A 12071-nucleotide genomic window follows, 5' to 3' on the forward strand; every position below is an offset into this window, starting at 1 on the left:
CCAAGGAACTGCCGACCTCATGATCGAGATCCCGTCCGACCTGCACAAGGACCTCGTCCCCCTCGTCTTCCTGCTCGGCGAGTGGACCGGCGCGGGCGTTCACGACTTCCCCGGCGCCGAGAAGTGCAACTTCGGCCAGGAAGTCAGCTTCACCCACGACGGCCGGGACTTCCTCGAGTACCACTCGCACACCTGGGTCCTGGACTCCGAGGGCAACAAGGTGCGGCCGCTGGAGTCGGAGTCGGGCTTCTGGCGCATCGACGAGAACCGCAAGGTCGAGGTCGTGATGGTCCGCGACGACGGTGTGGTGGAGGTCTGGTACGGCGACCTGGCCGCCAAGAAGCCGCAGATCGACCTGGTCACGGACGCGGTGGCGCGGACGGCGGCCTCGGGCCCGTACACCGGCGGCAAGCGTCTGTACGGCTATGTGAAGAGCGACCTGATGTGGGTCGGCGAGAAGCAGACCCCCGACGTCGCGCTCCGCCCGTACATGTCGGCGCAGCTCAAGAAGGTCGTCACGCCGGAGGACGTCGAACGCTGGGCGAAGGTCCTCCCGGACGACATGCCGGACGACGGGATCGCTTTCTTCAAGTAGTTCTAGACTTCCGGGTGTGGTGAGCACTGGAAGCAGCACCGAAGGCACTGACGCCGGCACCGGAACGGGTACCGGCGTCGGCACCGGCTCCGACTGGAAGAGCGATCTGCGGCAGCGGGGCTACCGGCTGACGCCCCAGCGCCAGCTCGTGCTCGAAGCGGTGGACGCCCTGGAGCACGCGACTCCGGACGACATCCTCGTGGAAGTACGCAAGACGGCGTCGGGCGTCAACATCTCCACGGTGTACCGGACCCTGGAGCTCCTGGAGGAGCTCAGGCTGGTCTCGCACGCCCATCTGGGGCACGGCGCTCCCACGTACCACCTCGCGGACCGGCACCACCACATCCACCTGGTCTGCCGGGACTGCACGGACGTCATCGAGGCGGACATCGAGATCGCCGCCGATTTCACCGCCAAGCTGCGGGAGACCTTCGGGTTCGTCACCGACATGAAGCACTTCGCGATCTTCGGCCGCTGCGCGGACTGCGAGGACTGCGCGACGAAGCCCGGCACCGAACCGGGTAAGAAATAAAAACGGCGCCCACACGGTCGTAGGCTGTGTGGATATGAAGAGCCCTCTGCTGTCTCTGCCCGGTGCCGTTCCCGCCGAGGGCGTGGACGAAGGTGTAGCCGCCCACTACGGCGACCTGTTCCGCGAACAGCGTGCCCTCGCCGACGGCACCGGTTTCGTGGACCTCTCGCACCGCGGAGTGGTCGCCGTCACCGGTGACGACCGGCTCAGCTGGCTGCACCTGCTGCTCACCCAGCACGTCAGCGACCTCCCGGCCGGCATGGCCACCGAGGCGCTGATCCTCTCCGCCCACGGCCACGTCGAGCACGCGCTGTATCTCGTCGACGACGGGACGACGACCTGGGCCCACGTGGAGCCCGGCAGCCAGGACGCGCTGATCGCGTATCTGGAGTCGATGAAGTTCTTCTACCGGGTCGAGGTCACCGACCTGACCGGCGAGTACGCGGTCGTGCATCTGCCGGCCGGTTCCATCGCCGAGGTCCCCGAGGGCGTCGTCGTCCGCGAGACGTCGTACGGGCGGGATCTCTTCCTGCCGCGCGCAGGCCTGGAGGCGTTCGCCGAGGACGGCGAGAAGCACGGCCCGGCGGTCGGACTGCTCGGGTACGAGGCGCTGCGCGTCGAGCAGCACCGGCCCCGGCTCGGCTTCGAGACCGACCACCGCACGATCCCGCACGAGCTGGGCTGGATCGGCAGCGCGGTGCATCTGCAGAAGGGCTGCTACCGCGGCCAGGAGACCGTCGCCCGCGTCGAGAACCTGGGCAAGCCGCCGCGCAGGCTCGTCTTCCTGCACCTGGACGGCAGCGAGGTCCACCTGCCGGCGCACGGCACGGAACTGCGCCTCGCGTCCGAGGGACCCGAAGGCCGCAAGATCGGCTTCATCACGACGTCCGTACGCCACCACGAACTCGGCCCGATCGCCCTGGGCCTCATCAAGCGCAACACCCCGCTGGACGCCCCTCTGCTGGCCGACACGACGGCGGCGGCCCAGGAGGTCGTGGTCGAGCCTTAGGGGCCCGCGCTCACATCTCGATCAGCACGGTGAACGGGCCGTCGTTCGTCAGCGAGACGCGCATCTGCGCGCCGAACCTGCCCGTGGCCACCGTCGCGCCCAGTGAGCGCAGCTGAGCCACCACCTCGTCGACGAGGGGCTCGGCCACATCGCCGGGGGCCGCCGCGTTCCAGGTGGGGCGCCGGCCCTTACGGGCGTCCCCGTAGAGGGTGAACTGGCTGATGACGAGCAGCGGCGCGTCGATGTCCGAGCACGACCTCTCGTCGGCCAGCATCCGGACGGACCAGAGTTTGCGGGCCAGTTGGGCCGCCTTCTCCTTGGTGTCCTCGTGGGTCACCCCGACGAGGACGCACAGGCCCTCGCCGCTGATCTCCCCGACCGTCTCACCGTTCACGACGACGCTCGCGCCGTCCACCCTCTGCACCACCGCACGCATACGGACCATCATGCCGTGCGCCCGGTTGACCTCCGTACGCGGTCTTCTTAATGATGCTTAACCGTCCATCTGGGGCCGTTCGGGGGCACTCGGTCACATAGCGGCCACTTGGGGTGGCACGATGCTCCCACACGCCGGTCGAGGGGACGGGTTGAGGCACATGAGCACACCGAGTACGGGGCAGTCACCCGGTTTCGTCTCGCTGATCCGGGGGGAGCCGCCGTCATCGCCGTCGCGGTCGACGCTGCCCCCGCGGTCGCCGTCGCAGACATCGTCATCGTCATCATCGTCGCCGTCGTCGCCGTCGTCACCGTCGTCACCGTCGTCGACACTCTCGGCGGTGCGTCCGGTCGCGGCGCGTCCGCCCACTCAGCGAACGGACAGTCCGATGCCGGATGCCACGCCCGATCTCGGCGTCCTGCGACTGCCCGAGCTGCGCACCCTGCGCAGGGACGCCCAGCGGGACGAGGCCGATCTGAGTTACGTACGGCGGCTGCTGCAGGGGCGGATCGACATCCTGCGGGCCGAGCTGGGGCGGCGTACGACCCCCCGTAAGGGCCTGGCGGGCGGCCCCGGGACTCCGTACGCGGAGAAGGCGTCCGTCGTCGCGCGGCTGTCGGAGATCCTGACGGACGCGCCCGCCAGGCACCGCTCGTCGGCGCGGCACGTGACCGTGGGGACGCCGTACAGCGAGGAGTACCGGCTGCTGGCCGCCGACATGCTCGCCGAGGTCGAGCTGTCGGACCTGGAGGCGCGGACGGATCTGGAGCTGAACACCGCGATGGGGCGGCTCGTGCGGTACGAGCAGCAGGTGTCGCGGCGCCGGCAGCAGTTGCAGCGTACGGCCGACGGATGCAGCGCGGAGATCGCCCGCAGATACCGGGAGGGCGAGGCGCAGGTCGACGACCTGCTCCTGTAGCCGAACAGCCGAACAGTCGAAGAGCCGATCAGCCGCCGATCAGTCGAGCAGCGGATCAGCCGAGCAGTCGAGCAGTCGAGCAGTCGAAGTGTGTGTCACCGCGTACGCGGTGGGGTCGGCCGCACCCGGCCCCTGCGCCGCCCGGACGGAAATCCGCACGACAGCTTCCGGGCCGTATGCCTAGCGTGAGCGCATGAGTTCACGCCGGGAAAGCCTTCAGGGTCTCAGCCAGGACGTCGACGTACGACCCATCGGTGACGCCGAGATCCCGGACTGGGTCCGCGCGCTGAACACGGGCTTCCTGCGGCCCCCGAGCGTGTCGGAGGCCGAGGTCGCGGACCGCGGCACCTACCTCGTGCCCGAGCGGACGCTGGGGGCTTTCGACGGCGAGCGGTGCGTGGGGACCTTCCGGTCGTTCGCGCAGGAGATCACGGCGGTGGGCGGCGCGGCCGTGCAGGCCGACGCCATCACCAGCGTGACCGTGACCCCGACCCACCGCCGCCGGGGCATCCTGACGCGGATGATGGCCCGGGACCTGGCGGCCGCGAAGGAACGCGGTGACGTCGTGGCGACGCTGATCGCCGCCGAGTACCCGATCTACGGGCGGTACGGGTTCGGCGCGGCCACGACCACCGCCGAGTGGACGATCGACGTCCCGCGGGCCGGTCTGGACCCCCGGTGGGCGGGGCCCGACGACGGCGGCCGGATCGACCTGGTGGACGGCGACGCCGTACGGAAGACGGGGCCGGAGCTGTACGAGCGGCTCAGGCGGGCGCAGCCGGGCGCGATCGACCGGAGCGAGCGGTGGTGGCGGGTCGCCACGGGGCACCTGGTGCCGGACCGGGTCGTATGGGCCGAGCCCTTCCACGCCGTGTACCGCACCGCGCGGGGCGAGGTCGCGGGTCTGCTCACGTACACGGTGGACGACCGCTGGGGGGACGCGAAGCAGCCGCTGCAGACCGCGAAGGTCACGGACCTGATCGCCGCCTCGCCGGCGGCGGAGCGCGCCCTGTGGCGGTACCTCTGCTCCGTCGACTGGGTCACGGCCGTCCGGACCGGCTGGCGGGCCCCCGACGACCTGCTGCCGCATCTGCTGCCGGATCCGCGCGCCGCGGCGATCACCACGCTGGTCGACTGGCTGTGGGTCCGGATCCTGGACGTCGTGGCGGCGCTGGAAGCGCGTACGTACGGGGCGACGGGCGCCCTCGTCCTGGAGGTGGTCGACGGGGACGGACTGGCCGGCGGCCGGTACCGACTGGACGCCTCACCCGAGGGGGCGAGCTGCGCACGGACCACCGAGGACGCGGAACTCACCCTGGACGTGGGGGAGCTGGGGGCGCTGTGGCTCGGGGACGAGTCCGTGGTCCGGCTGGTGGCGCTGGGCCGGGTCCGGGAAGAACGAGCGGGCGCCGCCCTGGTGGCCGACGCCCTGCTGCGTACGCCCAGGCGACCGTGGTGCCCGGACATCTTCTGATCTCCGGGAGTCCAGCGGCGCCCGGTTCCCCGGGGCCCCCGGCTCTCGGGGACCCCGGACCCCCAGGCTTCCTTCATCGGTGTTCGTTTCCGTTTCCGTATCCGTAGCTGTTCAGTTGTTGTGCTGTTGTGCTGTGTTGCGTGTTGCTCCCGTACTCCGCGGGCGGCGAACCGGTCCACGGTGGTGCGGGCCGACCGGGCTCCCGGCTCCCCTCCGGAAGGGAACCCGGTCGGCCGGACTGACGGGCGGTGAGGCCCGGTCAGCCGGACTGTGCGAGCAGCACGACGAGGACGACCGCCCCGATGCCGCTGATTGTTGTGTTCTTGGCCTTGATGCCGATGGCGAGGGCGACGAAGGCGAAGACGCCCATCGCTCCGTACTTCACCTGCAGCAGGTACTCCAGACCGATGGCGAGGGCGGCTACGACGATGGCGATGAGCGGCATGCGGTCCCTCCTTCGGGACGGGAAGCGGACCCCCGCTGAGACCGTGCCACCCGGTCGCCCCTCGCGACTCTGGTGGCCAACCCCCCGGAAGCCTAACCATGTTGCTCAAGTTGGTGACCAACTTCTATGGAGTTATCTCCGCTTGGATGCGTCTCATAACCACCTTCACAATAACTGCCCAAAGATGGCGCGAAGTTGTAGGGTTTGGCCGTGGACCCGGAACACGCCGCCGTCAACGGGCGGAAGAGGGCACAGCGGTCACAGATGTCACACCAGGAGGTGGCCGACGAGCTGCGCAGCCGGATTCTCTCAGGTGAGCTGCGGGCGGGAGAGCGCATGCCCACGCAGGCCAGGCTGGCCGACGAGTTCGGAGTCGAGCGCGGGACCGTACGGCAGGCGCTGCGCATCCTGCAGGCGGAGAACCTGCTGTCCAACGTGTCCAAGGGAAGTCCCGCGACCGTGGCGGAGGATGTCGAGAAGGCCCTGACCGGCCCGGAGGCTCCGCCGCAGAGCACCATGGTGACGCTGTCCTCCCGGATCACGGCCGCCTTCTCGGCGCCTCATGTGGAGATCGACGCCCTGTGCCTGACGGCCGTCTCGCTGACGCTCGCGATGGGCGAACCGCTGCGCCTCATCCATGAGGGCCGCATAAAACCGGCCAGGGTCGACGTCCGGGTGCTCCTGCCGTCCCGCGACATCGACCTCGCCTTCCCGGCGGCGGTGGACGCGACGGAGGACGGGGAGCGGGTGCAGCGCCGGTGGCTGGCCCAGCGCAACGCCCAGGGCCAGGTCCTCAAGCACAACCTGCTGGCGTTACGGACGACGCACGGCATCGACGTACACATCACCTTCAGGGCCCTGCCGTTCACTCCGCCGGTGAAGTTGTACCTGCTCAACGAGTCGGAAGCGCTCTTCGCGTACTACACGCTGGCGCGGCGCGGCGAGCAGATCGACCAGGAGTACCTGGAGACGTACGACGCGCAGGGGACCCAGTCGACGCTGTTCCCCTTCGAACAGGGGGAGGGGCTGCGGGCCATGACGTTCGTGGAGCAGTCACATCTGTGGTTCAACGCACTGTGGGAGACCATCAGCTCGGAGCTCGTGCTCACGGGCTGAGATCTCCCACAGGTCCGGTACGCCGGCTCCTCGGATCGTCCGGCGGCTCCTCCTCGGTGACGTCCCCTCGATCGCCGCAGGTCACAGGACCGGCCGCGCGAACATCAGGGCGAGCACGACGGCCCCGACCGAGCTGCACGTGGGGCTCTTGATCCGGAGGCCCACGGTGAGCAGCAGCAGTCCGACGGCGCCGCTCGGACCGTACCGCCACTCGACGAACTGCTCGAAGCCGACGACGAAGAGGGCGGAGACAAGGGCTATGGCGGGCATGGTGGATCCTCCTTCTGGTCTTGCGGGAGCGAGCGGGAATGAGCGGGAACGTGCGGGAGGAGTGCGGTCCCTTCCTAATTGCCAACTGTGAGCGAGTGGAGGCGAACCTTCCGCCATCTTCTCCAAGTTGGCAACCAACTGTGCTTAACTTATCCCCAGTTGGTATCCATCCTCAAACAACTTTCAAACAACTCCCCTTAGATGGGGCAAAGTTGTAGCGTTTGGTCGTGACCCAGGAGAACGTGGCAGTGAACGACAGCAGAAAGCTCTCGCCGCAGGAGATCGCCGACATCCTGCGGGACCGCATCCGCGCGGGTGACCTGCGCGCCGGCGACCGCCTGCCCACCCAGGCCGAACTCGCCGAGGAGTTCGGCGTGGAACGCGGCACCGTCCGCCAGGCCCTGCGTGTCCTCCAGGACGACGGCCTGCTCAGCAACGTCAGCAAGGGAAGCCCGCCGCGGATCGCGGAGGCCGAGCCCGTCCGGGGCGAACCTCAGCCGACGATGGTGGGGCTCGCGCCACGGCTGGTGGACGCGTTCGCCACGACGCGTGTGCGCATAGACGTCGTGTGCCACACGGCGGAGACGCTGATGCTGGCCATCGGGGACCCGGTCCGCAAGATCCACGAGGGGACCCTGCGCCCCGAGTCGATCGACGTGCGCATCCTGGTGCCCTCCCGGGAGATCACCCTCGCCTTCCCGGTCTCCGTCGACGAGGACGCCGACGCGGATCCCGTCCACCAGCGCTGGCTGGACATGCGCAACGCGCAGGGACACGTCCTGCGGCACAACCTCCGGTCCCTGCGCTCCTCGCACGGCATCGACGTGAACGTCAGCTTCCGCGCGCTGCCGTTCACCCCGCCCGTGAAGCTCTACCTGCTCAACGGACAGGAAGCGCTGATCGGTTACTACGTCCTCACCCGGCGGGAGGAGCCGTACGAGAGCCAGACCCTGGAGATGTACGACGCGCTCGGCTCCGAGTCGCTGCTCTTCTCCTTCCTGACCCGGTCGGGACCGCGCGACGCGGCGTTCGTGGCGGAGTCGCAGAAGTGGTTCGACGGGCTCTGGGACACCATCGCCACGAACCTCAACCTGTCCTGACGGCCTGCCGTACCTCCCTTGCGGCCAGAAAGCTGCGGACGCCCTCTGGGAAACGATCGTCGCGAAGCTGACACTCTGTAAGTGACATTCGAAACCAGACAGTTCGAGTTGGTGGCGGGCGAGGCCGAGAAGTTCGACGAGCTGATCGGGCGCGCGAAGTGTGTCCTCTTCGACTTCGACGGCCCGATCTGTCGGCTGTTCGCGGGCCACTCCGCGAAGGGCATCGCCACGGGCCTGGAGGAGTGGCTGGCCGCGCGCGGGCTGGCCGGAGTACTGACCGAGGGGGAACGGGGCAGCCGTGACCCGCACTGGGTGCTCAGCAAGGTCGCCGGGCGCCACCGGGGCAGCGACCTGGTCGTCGAACTCGAGGAGTGGCTCACCCAGCAGGAACTGAGAGCGGTGGCCCGCGCGATGCCGACGGCGTACGCCGATCCGCTCATACGGACCTGGGGTGCGGTGGGCACGCGGCTCGCCGTCGTCACCAACAACTCGGACCGCGCGGTGCGGGCCTACCTGGAGAGCCGGCACCTCGTGGGGTACTTCGCCCCCAACATCTACGGCCGCACCCGGGACCTGCGCCTCCTCAAGCCCCACCCGCACACACTCAACCGGGCCCTGCGCGCGCTCGGAGCGGCACCGGACACCACACTGATGATCGGCGACACCCCGTCGGACCACGCCGCGGCCCGGAGCGCCGGCGTGCACTTCCTCGGCTACGCGCGTAACGAGGCGAAGGCCCGGACGCTGCTGGACGCGGGGGTGGCGCGCTGGAACATCGTGGACTCGCTGGAGACCGTGCTGCGGGCGGTGCGTGGCGGGGCTGCGTGAGGCTGCGCCGCGTGGAGCATGGCGTGCGTTCAATGTGCTTCACCCCCTCGCTGGTTCCCTGACGGCCAGGCCTTCGACGTCAGGTCCCGCCTCTGCCCCGGCCTCTGTTCCCCGGCCCCCCGCCGAGTTCAACCAGCCCACCAATTGGACTGGTTGAGGTTAATTGGTTGTCCCCGGATCGGATGATCGCTAATCAACCAGTCCAACGGGATTGCCGATGTGCGGAGAAGCGGTGTGACGCCGGCGGCCGGGCGGTAGGTTCGATGTGTGGCTACATCAGAATCGCGCGGTAGCGGAGGCGAGGAGTCCACGCAGGCGCGCGTCGAGAGAGTGCTCCGGGAGCAGTTGGAGAACGGGACCTATCCGCTGAACGGCTCGTTGCCCGCGCAGCGTGTGCTCGCCGAGGAGTTCGGGGTGAGCCGGGACACCATCCAGCGGGCGCTGGCCCAGCTGACCGAGGACGGGCTGATCGAGAGCCGGCGGGGCAGCGGCACCCGGGTGATCAGGGTGCCGAAATCCCTTCCCTCGCCCCCGCAGTCGGAGCGGCTGGGCTCCGCGTCGCTCGGCCCCTTGATCGAGCAGGCGTTCCAGCGGGGTGAGGTGGAGCTGGATGTCGCCACCCTCACCGCCGAGACGCTGCTCAGGCACCTGAAGAACCAGCACGAGCTGATCACCGGCAAGGGAGTGGCCGCGCCGGAGACGCTGAGGATCCGCATGCTCCTGCCCTGGACGACGGAGCCGCTCGCCTATCCACGCGCCGAGAACCCCGAGGACACCAGGGTCTGGGAGCGATGGCGCCGCATGGTCCGGGAGAACAGCAGCGAACTGGAGGAGTTGCAGGCCGGCTTCATCGACCTGGGTGTGGACACGAGCATCGAGATCCAGACGATTCCGATGACACCCCAGTTCAAGCTGTATGTGATCAATGACGAGCACATGTTGTTCGGTCCGTACACGGTGCTTCCGCGCAAGATCAAGGTTCCCCGTGCGGACCACCCCGACGAGGTGGAAGCCGTCGACTCGCTGGACGTACTGGGCCTCGGTTCGACTCTCTCGTACCACCGACTGGAGGCGGACGAGGGGACCCACGATTCCCTCTTCTTCAAGAGCATGAAGGAATGGTTCGACTCGTTCTGGGAGTAGTGGCCGGAAAATCTGCGTCCCAAAAGCGCAACCACCGAAGTAATCCCCGGAAAGTAGTTGCTGCGCCACTCACCTACAGTGATGGGTTGCTGTCCAAATGGTGACACGAGGTGAAAGTAGTCACTCCAGTCACTATGTTTGCGCGCATGTTCTCCCCTCAGCCTCGTGGGGCACACCAATCACTGGTGCGCTTCTTCGCGGAGGCGCGCCGCAGAGGCCGCGACGGGCGGGTGGTTTCCGGCCATCACAACACCAACCGCGTCGCCCGTCTGCGACAGCCGCTGGCGTTCCTCCTGGGGGCGGAGTCAGGGAGAGTCCTCGCCAAGTTCCGTACGCCTCTGCCCACCGTCGAGGTCGTGCCGCGGATCTGGCGCCGCGAGTCGGAGATCCTGCGGATCGTCGGGGCGCACGTGGGGGAAGTCCCGTACTGCCTGGCGGACTTCGGCGGATGGTCACTGCACGGCTATCTCGACGGACGGGCACTGGCCGAGGAGCGGCCCACGGGGCCGATCGGCAGCGAACGGCTGATGGAACTGGCGGAGTTCTTCGCCCGCCTCGCCGGGGTGCCCGCGGACGAGCTGCCTCCGCTGCCTGCCGACTGGCCCGACGAGGGCGACAGTCTGGGCTTCCTCGGCTGGCTCGCCCGGTTCGCGGAGCGGGAGGTGCACCAGTCCAATCGGCCGCGTTTCGGCGGCCTCTTCGACGCGGTGGGTATCCCGTTCGACGCGGTGGAGCGCTTCATGGACTCGGTGTCCGGCCTCACCCGGCGGCCGTTCTCCCTGCTCCACACGGACGTCCACCGGGCCAATGTGGTAGTCGTGCCCGGCCCGGCGGGCGGACGCCTGTCCGTCATCGACTGGGAACTCGCCCTGTACGGCGACCCCTTGCACGACCTGGCCACCCATCTGGTGCGGATGGACTACAACAAGACCGAACAGGATCTGATGGCCGGCATGTGGACGGACGCGATGCGGCGCGCGGGCCACGCCGACATGACCGTCGGCATGGACCAGGACCTGCCCGTCTATCTCGGCTTCGAGTACGCGCAGTCGGTGTTCCCCGACGTGATACGCGCGGCACTGGCCCTTCCCGACGACCCTGGCGAGCAGGACCTCATCGAGGCCGCGGGACAGGTCGCCAGAGCGCTGCGCAGGGCGCGGGAACCGCTGGGCTTCACGGAGAAGGTGCCGGATGTACGGGACATCGGTGTGGCGCTCCGCGAGTGGCACGCCAAGGACGAGTTCACGGAGCGGTATGACTGCCGACGTTAGAGGCAGCGAGGGCATTGCGGGCAGCGCAGCCAGCACAGATGCCGGTGGTGTCGAGGGCATCGAGGGCATCGACGGCACCGGTGACATCGACGAGGTCAGGGATGTCGGTGGTGCGTGGGCGCTGCTTGCGGACGCGCGGTGTGTTCTCTTCGACTTCGACGGTCCGATCTGCCGGCTGTTCCCCGAGGACCGGTCGCGGAAGGTCGCCAGGAGGCTCCGGGAGGCGACCGACGAGTTCGGTGCCGGAGACGTACTGACGGAGCAGGCGCGTTCCGACAAGGATCCCCATGTGGTGCTGAGGGCGGTGTACCGGGCGGGACGGAAGCGGGGCCTGCCGGGCCTGCTGCGGGAGCTGGAGAAACTGGTGGTGGAGGGTGAAGTGGAGGCCGCGCGGTCGGCATGGCCCACACCGGACGCCGTTGGTCTGATCGGCGTGCTGTCGGGGCGGCGGACGCGGATGGCCGTGGTCACCAACAACTCGCCCCTGGCCGCCGAGACCTACCTCGGCCGCAAGGGCCTGCTCCACCACTTCGCCGCCGTCGAGGGCCGCACCACCGACCCCGCCCGTATGAAGCCCGACCCCGATGTCGTGTTCCGTGCCCTGCGAAGCCTGCGCCTCGGCCCCGAGGACGCGGTGATGATCGGCGACACCGGAACGGACGTCGAGGCGGCCGGACAGGCCGGCGTGAGGTTCATCGGATACGGCCGCAACCCCGAGAAGCGGGGACGCCTGCGCGCCGCCGGGGCGACGGTCGTGCTCGGGGCGTACGCGCCGCTGCTCCAGCAGGCGGGCCGAGGGGACGGCCGGGATCCGCACGGTGCGTAGGCTCGGACCATGGGCCAGGCAGATCAGACAGACCAGGCGGACCAGGCGGATCAGACGGACGCGAGGGGTGCGGCCGGTGCGGCCGGCGGCGTGAGTGCCGTAGGCGT

Annotated in this window: 15 protein-coding genes; 11 read left to right on the forward strand and 4 right to left on the reverse strand. The window is 69.0% G+C overall.

Annotated elements, in window-relative coordinates; all coding sequences use genetic code 11:
* The first annotated feature begins 19 nt into the window (after positions 1 to 19).
* The 3 genes from ACLVWQ_RS11100 to ACLVWQ_RS11110 all read left to right on the forward strand — a co-directional run bounded on the left by ACLVWQ_RS11100 (position 20) and on the right by ACLVWQ_RS11110 (position 2136).
* On the forward strand, positions 20 to 595 hold the full coding sequence (locus ACLVWQ_RS11100; RefSeq protein ID WP_414108175.1) for an FABP family protein: 576 nt from the start codon (positions 20 to 22) through the stop codon (positions 593 to 595).
* 106 nt (positions 596 to 701) lie between these two features.
* Entirely contained in the window at positions 702 to 1127 is a 426-nt protein-coding gene (locus ACLVWQ_RS11105) for a Fur family transcriptional regulator (RefSeq protein WP_414108473.1), read from the forward strand.
* A 34-nt stretch (positions 1128 to 1161) separates the two neighbouring features.
* On the forward strand, positions 1162 to 2136 hold the full coding sequence (locus ACLVWQ_RS11110) for a YgfZ/GcvT domain-containing protein (protein WP_414108176.1): 975 nt from the start codon (positions 1162 to 1164) through the stop codon (positions 2134 to 2136).
* A gap of 10 nt (positions 2137 to 2146) precedes the next feature.
* On the opposite strand, the gene dtd is transcribed toward ACLVWQ_RS11110, so the two are convergent.
* Both dtd and ACLVWQ_RS11120 read right to left on the reverse strand, forming a co-directional pair.
* Positions 2147 to 2572, reverse strand: a complete 426-nt coding sequence (dtd, locus tag ACLVWQ_RS11115) for a D-aminoacyl-tRNA deacylase (protein WP_414108177.1) — start codon at positions 2570 to 2572, stop codon at positions 2147 to 2149.
* A 93-nt stretch (positions 2573 to 2665) separates the two neighbouring features.
* Positions 2666 to 2941 carry a hypothetical protein gene (locus ACLVWQ_RS11120; protein WP_414108485.1) on the reverse strand — a complete coding sequence of 92 codons (276 nt, stop codon included), beginning with the start codon at positions 2939 to 2941 and terminating at the stop codon, positions 2666 to 2668.
* Here ACLVWQ_RS11120 and ACLVWQ_RS11125 point away from each other — a divergent pair.
* Both ACLVWQ_RS11125 and ACLVWQ_RS11130 read left to right on the forward strand, forming a co-directional pair.
* Positions 2913 to 3491: an aerial mycelium formation protein gene (locus ACLVWQ_RS11125; protein WP_414108178.1), complete on the forward strand. Its 579-nt coding sequence runs from the start codon at positions 2913 to 2915 to the stop codon at positions 3489 to 3491. The genes ACLVWQ_RS11120 and ACLVWQ_RS11125 overlap by 29 nt on opposite strands.
* Before the next feature lie 193 nt (positions 3492 to 3684).
* A complete protein-coding gene (locus tag ACLVWQ_RS11130; RefSeq protein WP_414108179.1) occupies positions 3685 to 4965 on the forward strand; it encodes a GNAT family N-acetyltransferase in 1281 nt (426 codons plus the stop codon).
* 259 nt (positions 4966 to 5224) lie between these two features.
* On the opposite strand, the gene ACLVWQ_RS11135 is transcribed toward ACLVWQ_RS11130, so the two are convergent.
* A complete protein-coding gene (locus tag ACLVWQ_RS11135; RefSeq protein ID WP_414108180.1) occupies positions 5225 to 5410 on the reverse strand; it encodes a hypothetical protein in 186 nt (61 codons plus the stop codon).
* A 264-nt stretch (positions 5411 to 5674) separates the two neighbouring features.
* On the opposite strand from ACLVWQ_RS11135, the gene ACLVWQ_RS11140 reads away from it, so the two are divergent.
* Complete coding sequence (locus tag ACLVWQ_RS11140; protein ID WP_414108181.1) at positions 5675 to 6526, forward strand: GntR family transcriptional regulator; 852 nt, start codon at positions 5675 to 5677, stop codon at positions 6524 to 6526.
* 81 nt (positions 6527 to 6607) lie between these two features.
* Here the strand turns inward: ACLVWQ_RS11140 and ACLVWQ_RS11145 are convergent, their stop codons facing one another.
* Complete coding sequence (locus tag ACLVWQ_RS11145) at positions 6608 to 6796, reverse strand: hypothetical protein (protein ID WP_414108182.1); 189 nt, start codon at positions 6794 to 6796, stop codon at positions 6608 to 6610.
* 221 nt (positions 6797 to 7017) lie between these two features.
* Between ACLVWQ_RS11145 and ACLVWQ_RS11150 the strand changes: the two genes are divergently transcribed.
* The 5 genes from ACLVWQ_RS11150 (at position 7018) to ACLVWQ_RS11170 (ending at position 11964) form a co-directional block, all read left to right on the forward strand.
* The gene (locus ACLVWQ_RS11150) at positions 7018 to 7896 is read left to right on the forward strand and encodes a winged helix-turn-helix domain-containing protein (protein ID WP_414108183.1); all 879 of its coding nucleotides are present in this window, start codon (positions 7018 to 7020) and stop codon (positions 7894 to 7896) included.
* 81 nt (positions 7897 to 7977) lie between these two features.
* Positions 7978 to 8724: an HAD family hydrolase gene (locus ACLVWQ_RS11155; RefSeq protein WP_414108184.1), complete on the forward strand. Its 747-nt coding sequence runs from the start codon at positions 7978 to 7980 to the stop codon at positions 8722 to 8724.
* Between the two features lie 267 nt (positions 8725 to 8991).
* Positions 8992 to 9867, forward strand: coding sequence for a GntR family transcriptional regulator (locus tag ACLVWQ_RS11160; RefSeq protein ID WP_414108186.1), 876 nt, complete (start codon positions 8992 to 8994; stop codon positions 9865 to 9867).
* A gap of 185 nt (positions 9868 to 10052) precedes the next feature.
* The gene (locus tag ACLVWQ_RS11165) at positions 10053 to 11138 is read left to right on the forward strand and encodes a phosphotransferase family protein (protein WP_414108187.1); all 1086 of its coding nucleotides are present in this window, start codon (positions 10053 to 10055) and stop codon (positions 11136 to 11138) included.
* Positions 11122 to 11964: an HAD family hydrolase gene (locus tag ACLVWQ_RS11170; RefSeq protein WP_414108188.1), complete on the forward strand. Its 843-nt coding sequence runs from the start codon at positions 11122 to 11124 to the stop codon at positions 11962 to 11964. Before ACLVWQ_RS11165 ends, ACLVWQ_RS11170 begins: the two co-directional genes overlap by 17 nt.
* The last annotated feature ends 107 nt before the right edge of the window (positions 11965 to 12071 follow it).

The sequence above is a fragment of the Streptomyces sp. CWNU-52B genome (assembly GCF_047444975.1).
GTDB lineage: Bacteria > Actinomycetota > Actinomycetes > Streptomycetales > Streptomycetaceae > Streptomyces.